The sequence below is a fragment of the Mycobacteroides chelonae genome (assembly GCF_016767715.1).
GTDB lineage: Bacteria > Actinomycetota > Actinomycetes > Mycobacteriales > Mycobacteriaceae > Mycobacterium > Mycobacterium gwanakae.
This window is the reverse complement of sequence record NZ_CP050145.1, coordinates 808545-834823: the sequence shown is the minus strand read 5'-3', so window position 1 is coordinate 834823 and position 26279 is coordinate 808545. Positions and strand designations below refer to the sequence as shown.

Genomic DNA, 26279 nt, shown 5'->3' with positions numbered 1-26279 from the left:
TGAAACCTACTGGGGCTGCACCTTGTCCTGGTCAGCCTCGCTCGCATCCTCCGCTGTGATCTCGTCCGACGTCCGGAACCGCACGAACACCGGAACGAGGAGCGCGGCAACGATCACCCCCACCACCACAAGCGCACCACCACCGGCGGCGGCCGCCGTCGTACCCACGACCGCGGCGGCCGCACCGTGCGTGAAGTCGGCAACCCGCGGCCCTCCGGCGACCACCACCGTGAACACACCCTGCAAGCGGCCGCGCACATCGTCCGTCGCCACCGATTGCAGGATCGTTGTCCGGAAGGCCGCCGACACCATGTCGGCGATGCCGCCGATCACCAGGAACACCAGCGACAGCCACAGCAGCGGCGCGTGCGCGGCGAGCCCGAAACCCACCATCGCCAGCCCCCACACCACGATGCTGACCACCACCGCCAGACCCTGGCGATCGATCCGATGGAACCAGCCGGAGAACACCCCGCCGATCACCGCACCCACCGATATCGCCGCCGACAGCAGCGCGATCACGGTGCCGCCGTCGGCTGGATCACCGAACCCCTCGTGGGCAATCTGCGGGAACAGGATGCGCGGCATCCCGAAGATCATGGCGATGAGGTCCACCACGAAAGACATCAGGACGATCTTGTGCCCGGCCAGATAGCGGAAGCCCTCGAGGACGTCACGAAGGCCAGAAGTGTTGGCTTGCAGATCTTTTGACGCACTACTCGGCGGCATCCTGTGCAGCCGGACTGTCGCCCAGATCGGCGCCAAGCACGCGATGGCGTCAATCAGATACAAGGTGGACAGATCCACCCACTTCAGCAGCACGCCGGCCAGCAGCGGCCCCGCGATGAACCCGAACTGCTGGACCGTCATGTTCAGCGCGTTCGCGGCCGGCAGCTGATCGAGCGGAAGCATCCGCGGAATCGCCGCGGCGCGCGTCGGTGAATTCACCGCGAAGAAGGCCTGCTGTACCGAGAGCAGGCACAGCACCACCCACACGTTGTCGACGGATAACGCGGCCTGCAGCCACAACAGCACCGAAGAAACACCCAGCCCGATGGCCGTAATGATCAGTAGGGTCCGCCGGTCCATCCGGTCCGCCAGCGCGCCGCCCCACAGTCCGAACACCACCAACGGCACCAAACCGAAAACGCCCGTCAGTCCTACGTACGCCGAACTGTGGGTGAGCGCATAGATCTGAACCGGGACCGCGAACAGCGTGAGCCCAGCGCCGATGACCGTGACGACCCCGGCCAGCCACAGACGCCGGAAATCGGCGTTGCGCAGAGGAGTGATGTCCGCAAAAAATCGACTCAGACCGCACCCGCTCCACTAGTCACCGGCCAACAGATACCGCAGCCGTCCAGGCTGGCTAACTTACCTGGACGGCTACGGGTTCACCGCGCCGGCTCGGATACTTCGTCAGATGGCGCGGGCACCGTGTCCGGCTCTGACTCGGACTGCGCTGGCTCCGCCGCGGGTTGTGCTTCCTGCGATTCGGACTCCGCATCCGGCAATTGCGCCACCAGGTACTCACCGAGCCCACCAATGGTCGGGTAGTCGAACACCGCCGTCGCGTTGATGGTGAACTTGCCGCCGAACTGGCTGTGCAGCCGGTTACGCAGCTCGATCGCCATCAGCGAATCCGTACCGAGGTCCAAGAACCGGCTCGTCGCGGCCGGCGGCTGCGCCAGGCGCAGGAAGTTCTGCACCTCGCGCTGCAGGAACTCGGTCACGAAACCAGCCCGCTGCGGCACCGGTATCTCCATCAGTTGCTTGAGCAACTCGCTGTCACCGGTCACCTCGCCCACGGCACTCGGCAGCACGAGGTCCAGGATCGGCGGACGCGAACTGCCCAGCACCTTCGCCGCACGCTGCCAGTTGGCCTTGATGACGGTGGCCTGGCCCGTGCCGTTGGCAATGACCTCGGCCAGAGCCGCGAGTGCCGCCGAGGGATCCAGCGGAATCAGGCCCTGCGCACTGATATTCGCGGTCGCCGCCTCCGAGGAGGCCATACCTCCCTGCCCCCAGGGGCCAAAGTTGACGCCGGTGGCGGGCAGACCCTGCGACCTGCGCCGCGCGATCAGACCGTCGAGCCACGCATTGGCCGTCGCGTAGTTGGACTGACCAGGCGAACCGAACAAGCTCGACACCGAGGAGGACACGATGAAGAAGTCCAGATCCTCGTCCTTCGTCAGCCTGTCAAGGTAATCGGCACCGAACGCCTTGGGCGCCAAGGTGGTCCGGAACCGCTCCACGCTCTGCTGACCCAGCAGGGCGTCATCGAGCACGCCTGCCAGATGCGCGATGCCGCCGAGCGGGGGCAGCTCCGCCCGAATCCGCTCCAGCAGCTTCACAACCTCGGACTCCTCGCCGACATCGGCGGTGAAGACGTGGATGCGGGCCTTGGAGCGCTCGCTGATCTCCTCGATCAACCGTTGCGCATCCACATCTGGAGCACGGCGGCTGGTCAGCACGATGTCACCGGCACCGAGCTGAGCCAGATACGACGCGGTGTGCAGGCCGATCGCGCCCAGTCCACCAGTGATCAGATAGGTCCGATCCTGCTGTGGTGACAGTGGATTCGGCATCTGGCACACGATCTTGCCGATATGGCGGGCCTGCTGCATGCGGCGGAATGCCGTCCTGGCCTCCGTCAGCGGGTAGATCTCAGCGGGCAGTGGTGTCCACTCCCCCTTGGCCAAACCGTCCGAAACCTCCGTCAGCAGGCCCCTAATACGTTCGGGCTCTTGGAACATCACCGTGTCCAGCGCGACGATCTCGTAGGCGATATCTGGGCGTGCCTCGGCCATCTGCTCCGAAGTCCAGATATCACGCTTGGCGATCTCGGCGAAACGGCCGTTCTTGGCGGTGGCCCGCACGGTCGCCTCGACGAACCCTTCGCTGGTGAGGCTGTTGAGCACCACGTCAACGCCATGCCCATCGGTGTCGGCGAGGATCTGGTCGGCGAAATCGGTGGTACGCGAGTCATACACATACTTCACGCCGAGCTTGCGCACGGTCGCACGCTTGAAAGTGCTCGCTGTCGCATAAACCTCGGCACCGCACTGTTGCGCCATCTGTATCGCAGCCAATCCCACACCACCACTGGCCGCGTGGATGAGCACGCGATCGCCGGGCTTCAGCTGCGCCCAGTCGAAGGCGAGTCGAACCGTCAGCGCCGCAGCGGGAATCGTGGCGGCCTCGACCGCGCTGATCCCGTCCGGAATCGGTGCCAGGAACTGAGCCGGTGCGTTGAACCGGCTGGCGAAGGCACCCTGCATGGAGCCATAGACCCGCTGACCCACCGCGACCTCGGTAACACCCTCACCCAATTGCGTGACGACACCTGCGAAGTCACCGCCGATCGGGCCCGGGTCACCCGGGTACAGACCTAGCACGTTGAGCACGTCACGGAAGTTGAGACCGGCGGCCTCCACCCGCACCTGCACGTAGCCCTCGTCCGGCGCCTCGACCTCCTTCTCGGTGATCCGCAGGTTGTCGATGGCACCCCGTTCGGTGGGCAACAGGGCGTAGTCGCTCCCGCGCGGCACCGTGAGATTGCCGCTGCGTGACCACGGCAACAACCGCGAGGCGAGCAGCTTGCCCTGCCGCACAGCGATTTCCGGCTCCTCGACCGGCGTAACCAATAGATTCGCCAGCGCCTGTACAGCCTCAGGTGAGCCGTCACCATCAACGAGCTTGGCACGCAGCGCCGGTTCCTCGTTGATGGTGGTGCGCCCGAATCCCCACAGGGAAGCCTGCACCGGATCGACCGGCTCGCCCGATTCGGTGGCCACGGCGCGCTCGGTGACGATCCAGAGACCATCGGGAAGTTTCACGCCATTTTGTGCGCCGTTCTGCACCGTATGCACAGCACTGAGCAGGTTGGCGATCTCGGTCTCCAGACGCGCGATCTCATCGGTGCTCGACTCCTGCGCGCCCGGTGCGGCGGCACGCCAGACGACACCGGAGAACGGCACGCCGCGCTCCTTGGCCTCTGCCAGCACCTGTCCGAGAAGTTCCGGATTACTCGTCCGATCGAACGGGATGCAGCCCGGCACCCTGGCGGCCAGCTCGTCGAACCCGGCGATCAGCCAGGTACCGCTTGCCGTCGCGGTGCCGTCCTCCGCGGCTGGCACCGGAACCTCGTGCCAGCCAAGGGTGTACAGCAGGCGGGTGGCATCGCCGCCCAGCCCACGCAGCAATGCCTCACGCGGCGCACGTTTCACCGTGAACTCGCGAATCCCACCGAGGTGACGGCCATCGCGATCGAGGTAATCGAGATCGAAGACCTGGGTCTCGCTGTCCAGCGCGCTCTCATGCCACCGGGCCCGGCAGTAGAAGCGCCGTGGCATCTTTTCCTTCAACGTCACCTGGCCGTACCGCAAGGGCAGGAACAGATCGTTGATGCCCTGCTCAGCCGCGAGCAGGGCCGGGAACGCCGGGAAGGCCACACCGGTGCACAGATCCATCAGCACCGGGTGCATCGGCTCGGTACCGAGCTGTTCTGCAAGTTCTTCACCGACGAGGACGTCGCCGATGGCCTCACCCTGACCAAGCCAGAGTGACTTCAGAGAGCCGGACCAGGTTGGGCCCCAGGACAGTTCCAGATCAGCGAAGGTTTCGAACAGCTCGTTCGGACGCATGCGCTCCATCCGCTCGATGGCCGCGTCAACCGGCTCGGCCTCCGAGGACTGGCCGGCCGCATCGTCGGCGCTGTCATCGACACCCGGCACGACGGTGCCTTCGGCGTTCAGTGACCAGTCAACATCGCGTTCGCCGTAGGGACGGCTGTGCACCTGGAACTTCGACCCACTGCCATCCTCCAGCGGATGCAGCGTCAGCTGCACCTCACGAGAACTCTTCTCCGGCAAAATAATCGGCTCGTAGAAGAAAACATCCTTCGCCCGTGCCGGAGTGCCGACGGCCGCTAGGGCCATCGCGGCGTACGTTGCGCCGGGTACGACGACGGTGCCGTAGATAACGTGGTCGGACAGCCAGGGCTGCGACCTGACCGACAACCGGCTGATGTAGACAGAATCGCCGGAGGCCAGGTCCTCGCCTCGACCCAGGATGCCCGCGGACAAGCCGCCCCCGCCTTCGATGGCGGCGCCGGACGACTTCGGCCAGAAGCGGCGGCGCTGGAAGGGATAGGTCGGCAATTCCAGCGTGTTACGCGGGTGGCGCCGCAGCGCGGCGAAATTGGGCCGATGACCGCCGACGTACGCCGCGGCCAGTGCCTCGGCGATCTGGCGTCGGTCGCCAACACCCTTGCGCAGCGAGACAATCGCCCGCGGAGCGGCCAAGTGCTCCGGCCAGACCTGCACCGCGGCGCCGGTCAGCACCGGCTGCGGGCCAATCTCCATCAGCACCGAGCAACCCAGCGCGGCCACGGTGCGCACACTCTCGGCGAACTGCACCGGCTGACGGGAATGCCGTCGCCAGTACTGGGCGTCGATCGGGGTCTGTGCCGTCAGCACCGCACCCGTGCGGTTGCACACCAGCGGCAACGTGGGAGTCGCGAACTGTACTTGCGCTGCGTACGACTCGAATTCGTCGAGGACGGGGTCCAGCAGCTCGGAATGGAACGCATGGCTGGTCTCCAGCCAGGTGCACCGGATTCCCTCCTCCTCGAAGCGCGCGACCGCCTGTTCCACATCCTCGCCCGGACCCGACAGCACGGTGTTCGGTCCGTTGTAGGCGCCCACCGACACACGCGGAAAATCACTCGCGATCTGTTCGACATGCTTGGCGTCGCTGAAGACGGCCACCATGCGCCCGCCCGCGGGCAGACTGCCGAAGAGCCTGCCGCGCTCGGCGATCAGTCGCGCACCGTCCTCCAGACTGAACACTCCGGCGACGCATGCGGCCGCGTACTGGCCGACACTGTGGCCCAGCACCACGTCGGGCTCAATGCCCCACGACTGCCACAGCCGGGCCAGACCCATCTCTACGGCGAAGATGGCTGGCTGCGCGAATGACGTGTGCCGCAGTACCTTCCCGGCTTCTCCGCCCGTTTCGCGATCGGTGGCGAACATCACCTCCAGCAAGGGGCGCTCGACGATGTCCTTGACGGCTTCCGCGCAGCGTGTGACGGTCTCGGCGAAAACCGGCTCTGCGTCGAACAACTCACGCGCCATACCGGGATATTGACTGCCCTGTCCGGTGAACAGCCAGGCCGTTGTTGGGTGGTTCGTGTGCTCGCCACGAACCACACCGGGGCGCAGCCGGTTCTGAACCAACTCGGCCAGCCCCTCGCGCGCGGACTCCACCGAGTCCACGACGAGAGCGGCACGATGTTCGAAGTGCGACCGCCCACTCCCCGCGGTGACGCAGACATCCTCGATGTCGACCTCTGGATGGGCGCTCAACCAGGACTCATAACGCTGCGCCACCGCGGCCAGCGCCTCCGGCGACCTGGCGGACAACGGCAGGACGTTCACCTTGTCGCCCTGAACTTCTGGTGTAGCGGCGGTGTCGTCGGGGCCACCTTCATCCGTCACCACTGCCCGTCGCGGTGCCTCCTCGATGAGCACGTGGGCATTGGTGCCGGTGAATCCGAACGAGCTCACCCCGGCGCGCCGTGGCCGACCGTTGGGCTCCCATGGAATGGCCTTGTCCACCACCCGAACTGGCAGCGACTCCCACGGGATGTGCGGGGACGGCTTTTCGAAGTGCAGACTCTGCGGCAGCACCCCGTTTTGGAGCGAGAGCACCACCTTGATGAGACCTGCTGCACCGGAAGCTGATTCGGTGTGGCCGATGTTGGATTTGACCGAGCCCATCAGCAGCGGCCGGTCTGCCTCGCGCGAGCCACCGTAGGCCGCGGCCGCCGCCTGCACCTCGATCGGATCACCCAGCGGGGTGCCCGTTCCATGCGCCTCAAGGTAATCGACGTCCCCGCCCGCCAGACCGGCACGCGCAAGCACCGTTCCGATGAGTCGTTGCTGCGCCCCTCCGTTGGGAACGGTCAGTCCGCTGGATGCGCCGTCCTGGTTCACCGCGCTACCCGGAATCACGGCCAGGACTCGGTCCCCGTCGCGCTCCGCATCGCTCAATCTCTTGAGCACAAGAATCCCGCAGCCTTCACTGCGCACATAGCCGTCGGCGGACGCATCGAACGTCTTGCAGCGACCGACCGGTGAAAGCATCCTGGCGCGCGAGGCGGCAATGACTGTCACCGGGCTCAACAGAACGTTCACACCACCGGCCACTGCCAGATCGCAATCACCGGAGTGCAGGGCCTGCACGGCCTGGTGGACCGCCACCAACGCCGAGCTGCACGCGGTATCCACTGCCACCGCGGGCCCCTCGAATCCCAGCGCGAACGCAACACGTCCCGATATCGCGTTGAGCGCGTTACCGGTGATGAAGTAGGGCTCAATCTTGTCGATCGATTCCGACGACAGCAGGTGCGCGTACTCGTTGGCACCTACGCCCGCGAAGATGCCGGTTCGGCTGCCGCGCAGCGCGGCCGGCGAGTATCCGGCGCGTTCCAAGCCCTCCCATACCGTTTCGAGCATCAGTCGCTGCTGCGGCTCGATCCAGACGGCCTCACGCGGGGAAATGCCGAAGAACTCGGGATCGAATCCATCGATACCGTCCAGGAATCCGCCGAAGCGTGTGTACGTCTTGCCGGCGGTCTCCGGATCCGGGTCATAGAACTCGTCGATGTCGAAACGGTCCTCGGGCACCTCACGAATCGCGTCGACGCCTCCGGAAAGCACCTCCCAGAAGGCCTCCGGATCCGGCGCGCCGGGGAATCGGCATGACACCGAGACAATCGCGATCGGCTCGTCGGTGCGATCCGTGACAGCCGATACCTGTTGTGGCGCCGGCTTGGCTTGTTCGCTGAGGCCCAGCACCTCGCCGAGCAGATAGTCGGCAACATCGGAAATGCGCGGATGATCCATCACCAGGGTGACCGGAATCTCCTTGCCCACACCCTGTTCCATGCGTTGGCGCAGTTCGACGGCCATCAGGGAATCCATGCCGAGATCGAAGAACCCCGCGTCCTCACGGATCTCCGAGACGTCCACGCGCGTCACCTCGGCCACCGCATCGCGCAGGTAGTCCGTCAGAAGCTTCTTGCGCTGCTGTACCGGAGCTCCCGCAAGCCGTTCGACCAGCTGCGTCGTGCCCGACTGCGCGACACCCTGAGATGTGGCCAGATGCGAAGGCACCTCACGCTCCAGCTCCGCCAGGAATGCGCGTCTCCCGGCCTGCTGGTAGAGCGGTAGGAAACGGGCCCAGTCGATGCGGGCGACGACGCCCTGCGCCCCACCATTCGATTGGGAAGCCGCCACCACATCCGCCAAGCCAGCCAGCGCATCGGACGGGGACAACGTCTTGATTCCACGTTGTTCCAGTCGCGCCCGGGATTCCGCGTCGGCCATGCCTGCCGTCCACGGACCGAAGTTAACGCTGGTCCCCGCGACACCCTGCTCACGCAGACGCCAGGCAAGTCCATCGAGGAATGCATTGGCCGCGCTGTACGCGGTCTGGCCAAAGCCACCCCACACCGAGGCGATGGAGGAGGTGCTGATGAAGAAGTCGAGCTTCAGATCGGCCGCTGCTTCGCTCAGATGCCAGGCGCCCCAGACCTTGCCGGCGAAGACACGGTCTACCTCGGTGTCGTCGAGATCACTGAGCGGGGTGGTGCCGATCTCCCCCGCGGCATGGACGATGCCCGCCAGCGGCGGCAACTCGGCCTGCACGCCTGCCAGCAGGCGTGCCACGTCATGTGCGTCCGCGACATCGGCGGTGACCACCCGGACCTCGCAGCCGTGCTGCGCACCCAGTGCGTCGATGCGCTGCTGTGCCGCCTCGTTCGGTTCGCGCCGACTGGTCAGCACCAGATTCTTGGCGCCGCACGCGGCCAGGTACCCGGCGATCTCCAGCCCGATCGAACCCAACCCGCCGGTGACCAAGTAGGTTCCGTTGTCGCGGATTTCCAGCGGAGTACCGCTGGGCAGATTCTCCCGCCGCACGAGCCGGGGAACGTAGACCGACTGATCGCGCAATGCGATCTGGTCCTCCCTGGCTGCGGCGTCGCTCGATGCGGAAGCTCGGCTGATGAACTGTGACCATTCGGCAGCACTGGCATCGGCCAGATCAGCAAGTCCACCCCACACTTGTGGAAGCTCGAGGGCTGCCGCACGGCCGAATCCCCACAGGGCACTCTGTTCTGGCGCCACGGTGTCGGTTTCGGTGATTCGCTGGGCGCCACGGGTTATCACCCAGATGGGTGCCCGCAGTTCAGCAGCCGCGGCCGCACGGAAGAGCCGTCGCGTTCCGCCCAGTATCTGGTGTTGTATCCGCAGCAACGACCGCGCCGAGGAGGTACCCCCATCGAGGGCCGCGACATGCACGATGCGGAGCGCGGAACCGCCTGATACCGCGGAACGGAACGCGTCGGCAAGCTGCTGCTCGTCGGCGTCGGATGTCGGCAACCCGAGAACCCGGTACTGCTGTCCACGTGCAGTGAGCGCATCAACCAGCGGCGCGGCCGCGCCGGTTACATCACCCACGAGAAGCCAGGTGGTAGCCGTGCTGGTATCCGCACCCGCGAGCGGCGTTGGCGACTTGTCCCACCGGAACTGGTAGCGAGCATCCGCGATCGTCTGCGTGGTGCGTTGCTGATTATGTTGTGCCGCAAGCTTTGTGAGGACCGCCAGAGTCTGCTGGTCTCCGCTTGTACCGCCAAGCAGGTTCGCGAGTTCCTGGATCTTTCCGTCCTCGAGCAGACGGACGGCCTCCGTGCGCGGCCCGGAAGCCGGCTGTTGCTGGTTCGTGGCGTCGCGGTTGTCGGCGTTTCGCTTATCACTGAACCAGTACTGGCGATGCTCGAACGGATAGGTGGGCAGGTCGAGCTTTCGCGCGGGGCCGTGCCGGAACGCACCGAAATCGGGCAGGTGCCCCAGGACGTATGCGTCGGCAGCGGCTTCGGTGATCTGCCTGTGATCCGCTGTGTTTCGACGCAAGGAGGCTATCGCCCGCGGCGCGGTGGCCGGGTCGGGCCAGGCGCGGAGCGCGGCGGCGGTGAGCACCGGTTGCGGGCCGATCTCGAACAACACCTTGCAATTCATGTCGGCGAGGGTGCGCACGCTCTTGGCGAACTCCACCGGTTGACGTGCGTGCCGGCGCCAGTACGCACCGTCCAGTTTCACACTTCTGCCCAGCGCGGTGCCCGTGCGGTTGTCGATCAGGATCCGTTGTGGTGTCTTGTAATTGAACTTGCCGGCATACGCCTCGAACTCGTCGAGGATAGGGTCGAGCAAGGCCGAGTGGAACGCGTGACTGGTCTCCAGGAAGTCGCACCGAATGCCCTCGGCGACCAGCCCCGCCACCGCCTTTTCCAGATCCTGTGCGGGACCTGACAATACGGTGTTGGCACCGTTATACGCGGCAACCGAGAGACTGGGGAAATCGTCAGTCAGGCTCTCCACCCGCTCGGCGGCGGCGAATATCGCTGCCATCCGCCCGCCGGCGGGCAAGCTGCCGAACAAGCGGCCGCGCTCGGCCATCAGCGCAGCGCCGTCCTCGAGGCTGAACACGCCCGCGACGCAGGCTGCCGCGTACTGACCAACGCTGTGACCCAACACCACATCCGGCTCGAAGCCCCACGATTGCCAGAGCCGGGCCAAGCCCATCTCCACTGCGAACAAGGCGGGCTGTGCATAGGTGGTCTGCCGCAGCGTCGCCTCGGCATCTGGACCGTCTACATCGAAAATGACATCCAATAACGGCTTTTCGAGAACATCGGCCACCACCGCCGCGCAACGCTTCAGCGTCTCGGCGAACACCGGCTCGGTGTCAAACAGCTCACGGGCCATGCCCGGGTACTGGCTGCCCTGGCCGGTGAACAGCCACGCCGTCTTGGGCGTGTCATGGGATTCTCCACGCCCCAGACCCGGCGCCGGGCGGTCATCGGCGACGGCGCCGAGCAGCTCCACGGCGGCTTCACGGGAGTTGACCACCAGCGCGGCGCGATGCTCCAAATGTGCGCGCCCCACTCCGGCGGTGAAGCACAGGTCCGCCAGCGTGGCCTCGGGGTGCCCGTTCAGCCAGCTGCGGTATTGATCGGCGATCTGCACCAACGCGGCGGGTGTGCGCGCCGACAGCGGCAGAATGCTGAACCGGTCCCCCGTCGACTCCGGCTCTTCGGCCGTTTCGATCTCGGCCGCTACCGGAGCCTCTTCGAGAATGACGTGAGCATTGGTCCCGGCGAACCCGAACGAGCTAACTCCCGCAATACGTGGGCGCCCGTTGCGCTCCCACGCGGTGGCCTCCTTGACGACCTCCACCGGGAGCCTGTCCCAGGGGATGTGCGGCGACGGATTCTGAAAGTTGCGGTGCTGCGGCAACAATTCATTCTCGAGTGACAGCACCACCTTGATGACGCCCGCGATCCCCGCGGCCGCCTCCAGATGTCCGATGTTCGTCTTCGCTGAGCCGATCAGCAACGGATCGTTCGCCGCACGGCCGATGCCGTACGCCGCGCCAGCGGCCTGGGCCTCAATCGGATCGCCCAGCGATGTTCCGGTGCCGTGCGCCTCCAGATACCCGACGTCACTCGGCGCGACACCGGCACGCTTGAGCGCATCGGCGATAACACGCTGCTGAGCAACGCCATTGGGCACCGTCAACCCGCCCGATGCGCCGTCCTGGTTAATCGCACTGCCCCGGATCACGGCCCGGACGCGATCACCGTCGCGGATCGCATCCTCAAGGCGCTTGATGACGATGACGCCGGATCCCTCACCGCGCACGTAGCCGTCCGCGGCCGCGTCGAATGTCTTGCACTTGCCGTCGGGCGCCAGCATGTGCGCATGCGAGAACGTGATCATTGTGGCCGGGGTCAGCAGGACATTCGCACCGCCGGCCAGCGCGAGATCGCACTCTCCGAGTTGAAGTGCTTGGCACGCTTGATGAATTGCTACCAATGACGAGCTGCACGCCGTATCGACGGCAACCGACGGTCCCTGCAACCCCAGCCGGTAGCTGATGCGGCCGGCGGCCGCGGCATTGGAGGTGCCGATGGCCATGTAGGCCTCGATCTCCGGGAAAGTCAGCTCATCGGACGCCATTCCCAGATAGTCATGGGTGGCCAAACCGACGAACACGCCGGCGTTGGTCTCGGCCAAATCCGTTGGGGCGATTCCGGAATGCTCCACTGCCCGCCATGCCATCTCCAGCAACAGTCGGTGCTGCGGGTCCATCAGCCTGACCTCGCGCGTCGACATACCGAAGAACGGCGCGTCAAACCCCGTCACGTCATCGACGAAGCCGGCACGACGGGTTACGACCTTGCCGGGAGCTCCGGGTTCAGAGTCAAAGAATTCATCGGCATCCCACCGGTCAGCGGGTACCTCCGATATCGCATCACGGCCTTCACGCAGCACGTCCCAGAACTCGTCCGCGTTGGCGGCACCGGGAAAACGCGCTGCATATCCGATGATTGCAAAACGTGGGGCGGGATTGATCGGATGGTCAGCGGATTCCATGCTGTGGCCTCCTTGCGTCGGCGGGTGGGGAGAGTGGCCCTCGACATCGTCGGACCAAGAATGTGACTCTGGACATCGGCGGGTGCGAACGCGACTCTAGCCGAACAAGTATCGTGCGCACTGTTGTTCCCAAACTTCGTGGTAACTAGGACAGTAAGTTCTAGTTATTCCCGGTATGCCATGTGGCGCATGGGGTTTCCGGGTCTTGGCCGACCGCGCGTTGTGCGGTCAAACCGAGGGTATGTTGGGCCACCGACGAGAGATGCCGGAGCGGGGCCGGCCGAGCGAGAGGACGGCGCTTTGCGCATTGGCACGATAACTGTTGGCGCACTTGATGAATGGACGTTGAGCCCCGGCTCCGTCACCTCGTGGCACCCCACCCCAGACGCGGCCGAGAACGCCCGGCAAGCACCTGTGAGTTTGGTGCCAGTCAGCTACATGCAGAGCCAACATCTGCGAAATTACTACGAACGGAACGAAGCTGGCCTAAACTTCTCGCGCCAAATAATCGCCAGCTGCGATGTCGCGGGCCAGTGCGACATCGCCGCGATGGACCATGCCCTCAACGCATACCTGCGTAGGCATGACACCTTCCGCAGCTGGTTCGAGCGCGCCGCGGACGGGACGTTCGTACGGCACTCCATCAGCGATCCAAGCGAAATCGAGTTCGCGCCTGTAACACAAGGGCATATGACGGTCGATGAAATACGCAACCACGTCATCGACATACCGAGCCCACTGGAATGGGGATGCTTCACCTTTGGAATCATCCAGAGCGAGAACCACTTCACGTTCTTCGCTGCCATGGACCACGTACATGGTGATGCAACGTTGATTGGCACCACCATGATGGAAGCCAACGGAATGTACTCCGCGCTGAGCGGAGGCGGGCAGGCCCTCACGCTTCCCGATGCCGGCAGCTTCGACGACTTCTGCACTCGCGAGCGCGAGTTCACATCGGCATTAACCCTGGATTCGCCCGGGGTACGCGCGTGGATCGACTTTGCCGAGAACAACAATGGGACGTTTCCCGAGTTCCCGCTTCCACTGGGCAACCCGGCCGAAGCGACCACCAGCACCATGACCTCCCTGTCGCTGATGAGCCCGGAGCAGACGGACCGATTCGAGTCCGCCTGCTCGACTGCCGGCTCACGGTTCGTCGGTGGTCTCTTCGCCTGCCTCGGCCTGGTCGAGCACGAATTCACCGGGGCGGTCACCTATTACGGTCTGACTCCGAGGGATTCACGCACAGCTAGCGACAATTTCATGACGCAAGGCTGGTTTACCGGCCTGATCCCGATCACCGTTCCGATCGCGGCAACCTCTTTCAACGATGCGGCCTACGCCGCACAGACCGCCTTCGATTCGAGTCTGGACATGTCCCGGGTGCCGTACTACCGGGTCCTGGAATTGGCGCCGTGGCTGAAGTGGCCGGAACCGAACTTTCCGGTGTCGAACTTCTTCCACGGTGGCGCCGCTCCGCTCAACGCCATCCTCGCGGCGGGCGAGCTGGGCCTTGCCGACAACATCGGCATCTATCCGGACGGCCGATTCTCCTACCAGTTGACCATCTACATATTCCGGTACGGGGAAGGGACCGCGATGGCGATCATGCATCCCGATAACCCGATCGCCGAGAAGTCGGCGCTGCGCTACATGGAGGCCATGAAGTCGGTGTGCGGGCGAGTCGCGGACAGCGGTCACTGGGGACGCGTCGCGTAGCTTGAGCGACATCAGAATGAGGGTGAGGAAGATATGCGGCGGCTAGCCGATCTCGTGGTGCGATGGCCATGGGCGGTGATAGGCGCCTGGGTGGCGCTGGCCATCGCCCTGCCGCTGACCTTCCCCTCACTGACCGAAATGGCGGAGAAGCATCCGCTCGCCATTTTGCCGGCCGATGCTCCGTCGAGCGTGGCCGCCAAGAAGATGACCGAGGCGTTTCACGAATCGAGCAATGACGACCTGCTCCTGGTCGTGTTCATCAACGAGAACGGACTGGGACCCGAGGACGCCGCGACCTACCGCAAGGTGGTGGATGCGGTACGACACGACCTGACCAGCGTCGTGTCGGTCCAGGACTTCATCGGCACACCCGAGCTGCGAAAGTTTCTGACGAGTCAGGACAACAAAACCTGGATCCTGCCGATCGGCCTTGCGGGCGAGTTGGGTACGCCCAAGGCCTTCGACTCGTACAACCGGGTTACCGGCCTCATCCAGCGCAGCGCCCAGGGCAGTCCCACGACCGTCCACATCACCGGTCCAGCGGCCACGGTCGCCGACCTCACCGTCGCAGGACAACAGGACCGCCTACCGATCGAACTCGCGATCGCCATCTTGGTGCTCGCGGTGCTGCTGCTGGTCTATCGCAGCGCACTGACGATGATGCTTCCACTGGTGACAATCGGGTCCTCGCTGGTGATCGCGCAGTCCGTGGTGGCGGCCTACTCGCAGCTCACCGGGGCCGGCGTCTCAAACCAGTCCATCGTGTTCCTCAGCGCGATCCTGGCCGGCGCGGGCACCGACTATGCGGTCTTCCTCATCAGTCGCTATCACGACTATCTGCGGGCGGGTAAGACCTACGACCAGGCGGTCCGCGCCGCGATGATGTCGATCGGAAAGGTGATCACCGCGTCCGCCACGACGGTGGGTATCACCTTCTTGCTCTTGAGCTTTGCCAAGATGGGCGTCTTCCAGACGGTCGGAGTGTCGTCGGCCATCGGGATCGGTGTCGCGTACCTGTCCGGAATGACCCTGCTGCCCGCAATCCTGGTACTGGCCGGTCCACGCGGCTGGGTCAGGCCGCGGCGCGAACTCACTGCGCAGTTCTGGCGGCGGTCCGGCATACGTATCGTTCGTCGTCCGATTCCACACCTGGTGGCCAGTGTGGTGGTCCTGGCCCTGCTGGGGAGCTGCGCCCTGCTGGCGCGCTACAACTACGACGACCGCAAGGCCGTGTCGCCGTCGGCGCCCAGCTCGGTCGGGTACACCGCGTTGGAACGGCACTTCCCGCTCAGCCAGTCCATTCCCGAATACATCCTCATCCAGTCGCCGCGTGACCTGCGCACCCCACAGGCTCTCGCCGATTTGGAACAGATGGCGTCCCGCATCGCTCAGCTTCCCGACGTCGGCCTGGTCAGCGGCGTCACCCGCCCGCTCGGCGAGGTGCCACCCGAGTTCAGAGCCACCTATCAGGCAGGGCTCGTCGGCACCCGGCTGGCCGACGGCTCCAACCAGATCAGCCAGCGCAGCAGCGACCTCAACCGGCTCACCGCCGGCGCCAACACCTTGGCCGGCAGCCTCGGCGACCTGCGCACCCAGCTCAACAAGATCGTCCCCGGTCTGCAGAGCCTGCTCGACGCGTCCAACTCGCTGAAGACCAAATCGGGCGGCGACGAACTGGTGCGGAATGTGGACAACGCCGCCAAGCTCGTCGATGCCATCAACGCGCTCGCCAATGACATGGGGTGGAACTTCTCCGCCGCAAAGGACATGTTCGCGTGGATCAACCCGGTGTTGAACGCATTACAGGCCAACCCGGTCTGCGATGCCGACGTCTCCTGCGCCACCACCCGCGGCCAGTTCGAGCGACTCGTCGGCGAACGCAACAGCGGACGCCTCGACGAAATCAATCAGCTCGCTCATCAGCTCGGGAATTCACCGGGCAACAAAGCAACACTTTCCGCGACGGTAACCAAGCTCAACGCCTCGCTCATGAGCGTCATGAACGGGCTGCAGGCCATGGGCCTGGACAAGCCCGGCGGTCCGCAAGCCGGACTCAACCAGCTGCGGCAGGGGGCCGACCGCCTGGCCGGCGGTAGCCAGCAGGTGGCCGGCGGTGTGGATCAGCTCGTCGGGCAGATCAAGGTGATCGTCAACGGACTCAACCAGGCATCGGCCTTCCTGCTGACAATGAAGACCAATGCCGCAGACCCGTCGCAAGCGGGATTCAACATTCCCGCCGAAGTGCTGAACAATCCGGACTTCCAAAGAGCGGCCAAGGCGTTCATCTCACCGGACGGCCATTCCGTGCGGTACCTCGTTCAGACGAAGCTCAACCCGTTCAGCCCCGAGGCGATGGACCAGGTCAACCAAATCAGCGATGTCGCCAAGGGTGCTCAGCCCAACACCACGCTGGCCGATGCCACGATTTCGATGGGCGGGTTTCCGACTGCCCTGCGCGACACGCGCGACTACTACCAGCACGACATCCAGTTCATCATCGCGGCGACACTCATCGTCGTGCTGCTGACACTGATGGTGTTGCTGCGGGCGATCGTGGCGCCCCTGTATCTCGTCGGGTCGGTGGTGCTGTCGTATTTCGCGGCCATCGGTATCGGGGTGCTCACGTTCCAATTCCTGCTCGGCCAGCAGTTGCATTGGACGGTGCCGCCTTTGGCCTTCGTTGTGCTGGTCGCGGTGGGCGCCGACTACAACATGCTCTTCGTGTCACGAATGCGGGACGAGTCGACAAACAGTGTGCGCTACGGGATTATCCGCGCCCTGAATTCCACAGGTGGCGTGATCACCGCGGCCGGGTTGATCTTCGCTGCGTCGGTCGGTGGCCTGCTGTTCTCTAGCATTGGAATCGTGGTCCAGGGCGGCTTCGTGATCGGCGTGGGAATTCTGCTGGACACCTTTGTCGTCCGGACCATCACCGTGCCCGCCATCGCGGCGTTGGTGGGATGGGCCAACTGGTGGCCGTCACGGGTCAGCAAGCGCCAAAGACCATCGGTGACGTCGCCGCCACCCGCAGCGCCCGCGGCGCAGGCGGGCTAGCACCAGAAATGTATGTGACACTGAAAATGAAGCCGAGCGGTCAGGAGCACGGATGAAAGACCTCCTCGCAGGAGCGGCCCTGCTGGTAGTCGCCAGCATGACAGGCTGTTTTGGCATCCCGTCCGCTGTTGCCGATGACCCACAGGTGCCCGGACCGCCTATCCCCCGGATCGCGGCAGACGGGACGGCGATGGCCGCGCCGGTATCGCCGGATCGGACCGCATATGCCCTGGGCGGTGCGCACGTGCTCGGCATCCCCTATGACGAGTACATCCGGATGACCGGCAAGGACTGGTTCCCGGGCATGAAGCGGGAAAACATCTGGTACCCGGCTGGGCAGGTCCAGGGTCACACCCTGGAGCGCCTGTTCCCCGGCATCGGCCCGGTCGGGGAGAAGATCATGCCCGGCCTGGGTCTAGACGGCCCCAGCATCGGCGAGTCGATCGACGTCGGCGAACCCAACCTCGAAAACGCCATTCGCACAGGCGGTCCCGGCACCGCGATGGGTCTCTCCGAGGGGGCGCTCGTACTCAACGCCGTTAAGTCAGCACTGGCAAGCGATCCGACCGCGCCGGCGCCGGACTCACTGACGTTCGCGACGTTCGGCGATCCGGTCGCGCGGCACCCGTTCGGTGAGAGCTTCCTGACGCAGAACTTCGCACCCGGATCGGTGGTGCCGTTCATGGACTACACCGTGCCGGCTCCGGTCGAAAGCCAGTACCACACCGACCAATTCATCTCCGCGTATGACAGCATCGCGGACTGGCCGGACCGGCCGGACAACCTGTTTGCGGTTGCCAATGCCATCGCGGGTCTGGCCACCGGCCATACGGCGATTGCCTTCACCAATCCGAAAATGGTTCCGCCGCAGAACATCCGGACGGAAGTTAACTCCCGGGGAGGAACGACGACGACGTACTTCATCCCCGAACAGCACCTTCCCCTGGTGCTGGGTTTCAAATACCTCGGCGTTCCCGAGGAGACGCTGAACAGGCTCGACGCAATACTGCAGCCTCGAGTGGATGCTGGCTACTCCCGTAACGATGACCCGGCGACGGCGCCGATCGCGGTGGACCCGGTGCGCGGTTTTGACCCCGCCAAGGTCACGGCGCCGGCCTCGCAAGCGACATTCGGCGGCGGTGCCGATCCGCTTTCACAGATCACCAGCGGCGCTCTGGCCGTGCTGGGCAACGGCACACGCTCAGCCCCTCCCAATTAGTACGGACGTGACACCATGACACCTTCAACCCAGTCATCCATCCTGTCGATGCTGCACGGCCGGGCGAGCCTGCGCCCGGATGACATCGCGTTCACCTTTACCGACTACAGCCACAGCCCAACGGGCGTCGCCGAAAGCCTCACCTGGTCACAGTTGTCGCGTCGCACCTTCAACGTGGCTCGCGAACTCGGCCAGCACGCGGCGGCCGGCGACAGGGCGCTCATCCTGGCTCCACAAAGCCTCGAGTACATCCTGGCCTTCCTGGGGTCCATGCAAGCCGGGCTGATCGCTGTGCCGCTCCCGCTGCCACACCGCGGTTCGAGCCTTGACCGGGTGAGTGCCGTCTTCGATGACACCTCGCCCTCGGTGGTTCTCACGACCTCGGCGGTTGCCTCAGATGTGGGCGACTATGTCGACCAGTCGCGCCTCGAGATCGCCCCCAAGATCATCGAGATCGACACGCTGCGGCTCGACATCGACGGCGGGCCGAGCACCGTTCCGGCCGACGTACCGGACATCGCGTACCTGCAGTACAGCTCGGGTTCGACCCGAACACCCACCGGCGTCGTGCTGTCCCACCGCAACCTTCAGTCGAATTTCGAACAGTTGATGCGCAGCTTCTTCGTGGACACCGGTTCCAGGATTCCGGCGGATGCCACCATCGTGTCCTGGTTGCCCTTCTATCACGACATGGGTCTGGTGCTGGGTGTCTGCGCCCCGATCCTGGGCGGCTACCACGCCGACTTGACCAGCCCGATCGCATTCTTGGAAAGCCCTTCGCGGTGGGTGCGAGCACTGGCCAAGAACCCACACGCGTGGTCCTCGGCACCCAACTTCGCCTTTGATTTGGCGGCCCGCAAGACGACCGATGCCGACCTGGCCGGGCTCGATCTGGGCGGAGTTCTCGGCATCATCAGCGGTGCCGAGCGCGTCGAGCAGGCCACCTTGCGGCGCTTCGTCGATCGGTTCGCGCACTTCAACTTCCAGGACCACATGATGCGCCCGTCCTATGGGCTGGCGGAGGCCACCGTCTTCGTGGCCTCGGGCACCTGGAGCGAGACCGAGCCTGCTGCTCATTTCGACGTCGAAGAGCTGTCTGCGGGGCGCGTGCGGCGCTGCCCGGCCGGGACCGGCACGGCGCTGGTCAAATACCATGTGCCGCAATCCCCCACGGTGCGGATCATCGACAGTGACACACACCGGGAGTGCGCACCGGATGTGGTCGGCGAGATCTGGGTGCACGGCGAGAATGTCGCCTCCGGCTACTGGCGCAAGTCACCCGAGGAGCAGCGGTGCTTCGGCGCGAAGGTGACCGAGCCGTCGCCCGGTACTCCAGAAGGCCCCTGGCTGAGAACCGGTGACCTCGGGTTCATCTCCGACGGCGAGCTGTTCATCGTCGGCCGCATCAAGGACCTACTGATCATCCGCGGGCGTAACTACTACCCCGAAGACATCGAGGCGACGGTTCAAGAGATCACGCGCGGTCGAGTCGCGGCGATATCGGTGCCGTTCGACAGCACCGAGAAGCTGGTGACCGTCATCGAGCTCAAGAAGCGCGCAGATTCTGACGAGTCGGTGGCGCACTGGCTCCATGAGATCAAGAGCGAGGTCACCTCGGCGATAGCCAACGCGCACGGCGTGAATGTCGGAGACCTTGTGCTCGTGCCGGCCGGGTCACTTCCCACCACGACGAGCGGCAAAATCCGGCGCGCGGCCTGCGTCGAGCAGTATCTCCAGGACGAGTTCACCCGACTGGACTCGGACACCCGCGTAGGGGTTTCCTGACCCCGACGCGACTGGCGAATGCCGTCAGATCGCGGCTAACCCGACGGCGAGCAGCACACATCCGACCACGGCCAGCACTAGCGCGATGTTGCGGCGACGGTTGGACTGTATCCAGCTGTTGAGCCTCGCCATCACCTCAGCCGTGCGCTCCGGCGCCACAACATGGGCCAGTAGCGGAACCTCGATCAGCGCGAAGGCGATGATGTTGAACATCAGCAGGGCGGTGACCTGCGTGGCCGCCGGGGTGCCCGAGGCCACGATCACGGCCAGCGCGGCCAGAAAATCAACCGAGGGCAGGGCGATTCCCAGCCCGGCAACCAATGCCACCCACAGCGATCCGCCCGTCGCGATGGACTGAATACGCCCGGTGACCTTGTCCAACTGCGCATTTGACGATGGACCCCGCACCCGAGACGCCAGTAACGCGGCGACGAGCAGTGCCGCCACCCCGATGCCGATCTGCACCCGCGGCAACGTGAACTGCGCCGATCCAGTCGACACGTGCCGGAAGGTGAACAGCACCACGAGCCCCACTGTCGTCCCCATGACGAACCCACCACACAGAAACGCCAGCAGCTGCAGCTGTGGGCGCGGCCGATTCAGCATCAGCACCGTCATGCCCAGCCGGAACGGTTCGAAGCTGACGGCAAGGGCCATCACCAGCAATGTGATCCACATATGTCAGGGCTGCAGCCGCTCAATCCGCCCGTCTTGCAAAACAATCCGGTTGTGCACGCGGTTCTCACGGCCCTGCCAGAACTCCACCGTCTCCGGAGCGATCACGTAGCCACCCCACTGCGGGGGCACCGGCACCGTCTCCACATCGGCGAACCGAGCAGTGACGTCATCAAGCTGAGCCAACAGTGCCGCTCGCGATTCGATGGGCGCCGACTGCTGTGAGGCCCAGGCCCCCAGCTGCGATCCGCGCGGACGGTTGGTCCAGTAGTTGGCGGTCTGGGCCGGATCGACCTTGGTCACCGCGCCACGCACGTGGACCTGCCGCCCCAGCGCGTACCAGGGAAAGGTGACGCTCGCGTAGGGCGCTTGCTGGAGTTGGCGCCCCTTGGCGGAGTCATAGTTTGAGAAGAACGTCACACCCGCGGAGTCGAGCCCCTTGCACAGCACCGTGCGCGTCACGGGCCGGCCGCCATCGACAGTGGCAAGCACCATCGCATTCGGTTCGGGGATACCCGAGGACACCGCAAGGTCAAACCATTTGCGCAACAAGGGAAGCCAGCCGTCGGCCAGCCAATCGACATCCAGATCGCCACTGCCGTCCTTTTCTCCGGGACGGTAGTCCGAGCGCAGCCATTCGGTCACGAAAATCACGCTACAGGCGAGCGTCTAAGAGAGATCAAGGTGACTAAGAATCACCCTTATTTGCAGGTGCAAGAATCGCCTTTACCGAGTTGTTACCCACAGGTAGGGAGTCGAGAATCATGACGGTTGCAGCGCCGCTACCAGCGGATTTCGCACCTGGACTGGAGGGCGTGACGGCCTTCGCCACCGAAATCGCCGAGCCCGATAAGGACGGCGGAGCCCTGCGCTACCGCGGTGTCGACATCGAGGATCTGGTCACCCAGCGGGTGACCTTCGGTGACGTATGGGCACTGTTGGTCGACGGTAAGTTCGGCCAGGGCCTGCCACCGGCCGAGCCCTTTCCCATCCCGGTTCACACCGGGGACGTCCGCGTGGACGTGCAGGCCGGGCTGGCCATGCTCGCTCCCATCTGGGGCTTTGAGCCGCTGCTGGACACCGAGGAATCAGTCGCGCGAAATCAGCTGGCCCGCGCCTCGGTGATGGCGCTTTCGTACGTCGCCCAGTCCGCACGAGGCAACGCCGAACCCGCCGTACCCCAACGCCTGATCGATGAATGCTCCACCGTGACAGAACGTTTCATGACTCGCTGGCAGGGCGATCCCGATCCCAAGCACGTCGAGGCAATCGACGCCTACTGGGTGTCTGCCGCCGAACACGGTATGAACGCCTCAACCTTCACCGCCCGGGTCATCGCCTCCACCGGCGCCGATGTGGCGGCCGCCCTCTCCGGTGCGGTGGGCGCGATGAGCGGTCCGCTGCACGGCGGCGCACCCGCCCGCGTACTGCCCATGATCGAGCAGGCGGAAAAGACCGGCGACGCCCGCGGCGTCATCAAGGGCATCCTGGATCGCCGCGAGAAGCTCATGGGCTTCGGTCACCGGGTGTACCGGGCCGAGGATCCGCGGGCGCGCGTGCTGCGCAGCACCGCCAAGCGCCTCGACGCCACTCGCTACGAGGTGGCCGCCGCCGTTGAGCAGGCCGCCCTCACCGAGCTGCGCGAACGTCGTCCCGACCGTGTCATCGAGACCAATGTCGAGTTCTGGGCAGCGGTCATACTCGACTTCGCGCAGGTGCCGACCCGCATGATGCCGGCGATGTTCACCTGTGCCCGCACCGCGGGCTGGAGCGCGCACATCCTGGAGCAGAAGCGTCTCGACAAGCTGGTGCGACCGGCCGCACTGTATGTCGGGCCCGGGCCGCGTCCGATCGAGTCCGTGGAAGGGTTCGGGCTGCTGCGCTCTCGGGTAGACGCATAACCTGAACTTCTGGCGTCACTACGCGGGAGGTGGTTGGGTGGGGCCTATGACCCCTCCCGACCTCCCCCCAGTAGAACCCTCCGTCTCGCCCTACATCATCGTCGAGGATTCGCGCGCGGCGATCGAGTTCTATAAGAAGGCCTTTGGTGCCGAAGAGCTCGGACTACTGGAGACTCCCGACGGCAAGGTGATGCACGCCGCCGTCAAGATCAACGGCACGACCATCATGATGAATGACGATTTTCCCGAGTACAACGACGGCAAATCCAGCACGCCCACCGCCCTCGGCGGCACCCCGGTCACCATCCACCTCACGGTGCCCAATGTCGACCACTGGTTCAGCCGTGCCGTCGACGCCGGAGCGAGCATCGAGATGCCACTCGAAGACCAGTTCTGGGGCGACCGCTTCGGCGTCATCAAGGACCCGTTCGGGCACCTGTGGTCATTGGGCCAACCGGTGAAGATCGTCAACCCCGAAGACCTCAAGAAGTACGTCGCCGGCGGCGGCGAGTAGGCCCTACCGGAGCAGTTCTTCCAACGCCGATCCGCGGATTGCCTTGCGCCACAACGGTGGTTGTGGGGCGTTCGCGGCCACGCGAAGCATTTCCGGCACCGAGACGAACTTGTCACGCGGACGGCCTTCGCCCTTGCCGCGCGCAATCTCCGCACGGTCGATCGCCAGCCAGCCATCGTGATCGACAATCGTGGGCTGGCGCCGCTGGATCAGCTTGGACAAGCCTGACAGCCGTTGCACGGGATCGGCGAGCAATCCGTTGTTGTAATCCTCTACCAGCGAGGTAACGGTCTGCTGCGAGCAGGACTTGTTGGTCCCGATGAATCCGGTCGGACCGCGCTTGATCCATCCCGCCACATAGGTTCCGGGATGCGCCTTGCCTGTGGCCGGATCCGTCACGCGCCCCTGCTCATTCGGGATCACCGCACGCTGATCGTCGAACGGCACATCAGGCATCGGCACGCCGCGGTAACCGATCGAGGTGAGCACCAGTCCCGCATCGATGGTGTCGACGGCGTCGCCGTGCTGGAACTCGATGCCCGTCACGCGCCCCTCCCCCAAGACCTTGACGGGAGTGCGGTTGTAGGCGAAACGAATGGTCTTACCGCCCGGCTCCCGCGCCTCGCGCGGGCAGGTGCTCAGCACCTCCAGCTTCTGGCGGGTCAGCGGCTCCAGATGCGTCTGCAGCGCCTCGTCGACCAGCTTGGCCGTTTCGTCGTCGATCACCACCGTCATATCGGGCAACCCCACGAGACCAAGCAGCTCAGGCAGCGTGAACGCGGAGTGTTCCGGCCCACGGCGCCCGACGATGACCACCTCACGCAGTGCGCTGCTGCGCAACGCGGTCAGTGCGGTATCCGAGATATCCGTACGTGCGAGGCGGTCGGTGCTCCCGGTGAGCACACGCGCTACGTCCAGGGCCACGTTCCCGTTACCGATCACGACGGCACGTTCGTGATCGAGATCAACCCGGAAGTCGGTGTAGTCGGGGTGGGCGTTGATCCACGCGACAACCTCGGTGGCGGTGGCGCTACCCGGCAGTGCGATCCCCGGGATATCCAGGCGCCGATCGGAGGACGCTCCAACGGAGTAGATCACCGCATGGTGATGCGCCAGCAGTTCGTCATGGCTGACGTCCTTGCCTACCTCGACGTTCAGGAAGAACTCGAAGTTGGGCTGCGCGGCCATCGTGTCGAACAGCTTGGTCACCCGCTTGGTCTGCTGGTGATCGGGGGCCACCCCGGCACGCACCAAACCGTAAGGGGCAGGCAACCTCTCGAACATGCTGACCTTCACGTTCGGCTGGGTCAACAGTTCGTCGGCGGCGTACATGGCCGCGGGGCCGGAGCCGACGATGGCCACCTTCAGTCCGCGCCCGCTGGAGCGGACGGGCGGCGCCTGAATGACCGGAGCCAAGCTGGCGCGGGGGATTTCGCGCGGATAGAACTCGGAGTTGATCCGCAGGAAGGGCAACTGCTCTTCCTTGAGCACCGAGTCCGGCTTGATGGCATCGACCGGGCACGCCGCAACGCAGGCACCGCAGTCGACGCATGCCGATGCATCGATGTGCAGCATCTCCGCCTTGAGGAAATCAGGCTCATCCGGCGTGGGATGGATGCAGTTCACCGGGCATGCGTAAACGCAGGAGCCCTCGTTACAGCACGCCTGGGTAACTACGTGCGGCATCAGGCGGGAACAGCGCTGTGTGAATCAGCCACTGCGGCTTCGGGAGCCGAGTAGTTCACCAGCGGGCCACGCTGCGGCTCACTGCGGTAGCGGGCTGCACGGCCATCGATGTGCAACACCCGCCACACCAGCTTGGCGATGGGGTTCATCATGCCAACCTCGCGGCACAGCATCCGGACGTCGGAGAAGACCTCGCTCATCGTCTGGCGCGAGGCAGGGCTCTTCCAGAAGATCTCCTTCATCACGTCCTGCGGGATGTCGAACTTCCGGGCGAAGCTGCGCGGCGGCGTCATGATGGCGCCCATCAGGACACGCATGATGATCGGGGTGCTGATGGACAGCACAAACCGGTTGAACCAGTGCATGGCCGGGACGCGCTTGTGCAGGTACTCATGCGCGAACGAGATGTGGCGGGCCTCCTCGGCGACATGGATCTCCATGACGCGGCGCATGATCGGGTGCAGATTGTCGCCCTCGCGCAGCACGTTCTTTTGGGTGTGGTCGATGGGCTCTTCCCCGGCAAGCACACCGATGAAGAAGGTCTCGGGTGCGACAGTGGAAGCCAGCGGAATGAACGGGGACAGCCAGCGCAGCAGACGCGGCATACCCGGCACGTCGACACCGAGGCGGTTCACCATCTCCTGGAACATCAGGGTGTGGTTGCACTCTTCGATGGACTCGTGGTTGAGGTAGCGGAACTCTGGGGAGCCATTGGGCACACTGAAGGCGTACTGGATCAGGCCACGGATCAGGATGCTCTCGAAGTGCAGACCCACCTTGGCGACGTTGGCCTGGCGCCACATGCCGATCTCGATCTGCTTCTCCAGCGGTTGCGCCTGGTACCAGGGGTGCCGGCCGAGCGGATCCGTGCGATGCGGGAGCACCCAGCGGGTGTCATTGGGGACGACGGCGTACTCGGGCGAGTCCCAGTCGATGTCGATAAACGGATCGAAGTTCCGGTTCGTCGATCCGTGCGACAGGGTCTCCAGCACCTGGACGTACTTAGCGTCGCCACGCACTTCCTTCTTCGCGCGCAACTTCTCGCGGAGGGACATGCCTATCTCCTTTGATTAAGTAACGGACCTGCAAACTTTTACGTTCTGGGGCTACTTGAAAGTCTACAAGCTCTGGGCGAGTGTAAACAGGGCGGGAAGGCCCAATCTAGGTTTGGGACGAAACGTCCCATGTGACGTTCTCTGCGGGCTTTGTTTTGTGTG

The 26279-nt window shown here is 64.8% G+C and carries 12 protein-coding genes; 6 read left to right on the top strand and 6 right to left on the bottom strand.

The window, feature by feature from the left end:
• Positions 1 to 6: 6 nt before the first annotated feature.
• Together HBA99_RS04130 and HBA99_RS04125 are read right to left on the bottom strand one after the other, a co-directional pair.
• A complete protein-coding gene (locus tag HBA99_RS04130; protein ID WP_081342986.1) occupies positions 7 to 1284 on the bottom strand; it encodes an MFS transporter in 1278 nt (425 codons plus the stop codon).
• A 110-nt stretch (positions 1285 to 1394) separates the two neighbouring features.
• On the bottom strand, positions 1395 to 12506 hold the full coding sequence (locus HBA99_RS04125; RefSeq protein WP_070951540.1) for a type I polyketide synthase: 11112 nt from the start codon (positions 12504 to 12506) through the stop codon (positions 1395 to 1397).
• Positions 12507 to 12806: 300 nt separating this feature from the next.
• On the opposite strand from HBA99_RS04125, the gene HBA99_RS04120 reads away from it, so the two are divergent.
• The 4 genes from HBA99_RS04120 to HBA99_RS04105 are packed head-to-tail and all read left to right on the top strand — an operon-like array spanning position 12807 to position 20286.
• Entirely contained in the window at positions 12807 to 14228 is a 1422-nt protein-coding gene (locus HBA99_RS04120) for a condensation domain-containing protein (protein ID WP_081342987.1), read from the top strand.
• 33 nt (positions 14229 to 14261) lie between these two features.
• A complete protein-coding gene (locus HBA99_RS04115; protein WP_057966586.1) occupies positions 14262 to 17282 on the top strand; it encodes an MMPL/RND family transporter in 3021 nt (1006 codons plus the stop codon).
• A 52-nt stretch (positions 17283 to 17334) separates the two neighbouring features.
• Entirely contained in the window at positions 17335 to 18501 is a 1167-nt protein-coding gene (gene pe, locus HBA99_RS04110; RefSeq protein ID WP_030094354.1) for an acyltransferase PE, read from the top strand.
• A 15-nt stretch (positions 18502 to 18516) separates the two neighbouring features.
• Complete coding sequence (locus HBA99_RS04105; protein ID WP_081347629.1) at positions 18517 to 20286, top strand: AMP-binding protein; 1770 nt, start codon at positions 18517 to 18519, stop codon at positions 20284 to 20286.
• Positions 20287 to 20310: 24 nt separating this feature from the next.
• On the opposite strand, the gene HBA99_RS04100 is transcribed toward HBA99_RS04105, so the two are convergent.
• Together HBA99_RS04100 and pdxH are read right to left on the bottom strand one after the other, a co-directional pair.
• Positions 20311 to 20964 carry a GAP family protein gene (locus HBA99_RS04100; protein ID WP_057966588.1) on the bottom strand — a complete coding sequence of 218 codons (654 nt, stop codon included), beginning with the start codon at positions 20962 to 20964 and terminating at the stop codon, positions 20311 to 20313.
• Positions 20965 to 20967: 3 nt separating this feature from the next.
• The gene (gene pdxH / locus HBA99_RS04095; RefSeq protein ID WP_057968322.1) at positions 20968 to 21615 is read right to left on the bottom strand and encodes a pyridoxamine 5'-phosphate oxidase; all 648 of its coding nucleotides are present in this window, start codon (positions 21613 to 21615) and stop codon (positions 20968 to 20970) included.
• A 110-nt stretch (positions 21616 to 21725) separates the two neighbouring features.
• Between pdxH and HBA99_RS04090 the strand changes: the two genes are divergently transcribed.
• Entirely contained in the window at positions 21726 to 22862 is a 1137-nt protein-coding gene (locus tag HBA99_RS04090) for a citrate synthase 2 (protein ID WP_070923775.1), read from the top strand.
• A gap of 46 nt (positions 22863 to 22908) precedes the next feature.
• Positions 22909 to 23376 carry a VOC family protein gene (locus tag HBA99_RS04085; RefSeq protein WP_057968323.1) on the top strand — a complete coding sequence of 156 codons (468 nt, stop codon included), beginning with the start codon at positions 22909 to 22911 and terminating at the stop codon, positions 23374 to 23376.
• Positions 23377 to 23379: 3 nt separating this feature from the next.
• On the opposite strand, the gene HBA99_RS04080 is transcribed toward HBA99_RS04085, so the two are convergent.
• Both HBA99_RS04080 and HBA99_RS04075 read right to left on the bottom strand, forming a co-directional pair.
• Positions 23380 to 25062 (bottom strand): FAD-dependent oxidoreductase, encoded by a 1683-nt coding sequence (locus HBA99_RS04080; protein ID WP_057968324.1) that lies wholly within the window; start codon positions 25060 to 25062, stop codon positions 23380 to 23382.
• Positions 25062 to 26117 (bottom strand): AurF N-oxygenase family protein, encoded by a 1056-nt coding sequence (locus HBA99_RS04075; RefSeq protein ID WP_057968325.1) that lies wholly within the window; start codon positions 26115 to 26117, stop codon positions 25062 to 25064. The genes HBA99_RS04080 and HBA99_RS04075 overlap by 1 nt, the downstream gene beginning before the upstream one ends.
• Positions 26118 to 26279: the final 162 nt, after the last annotated feature.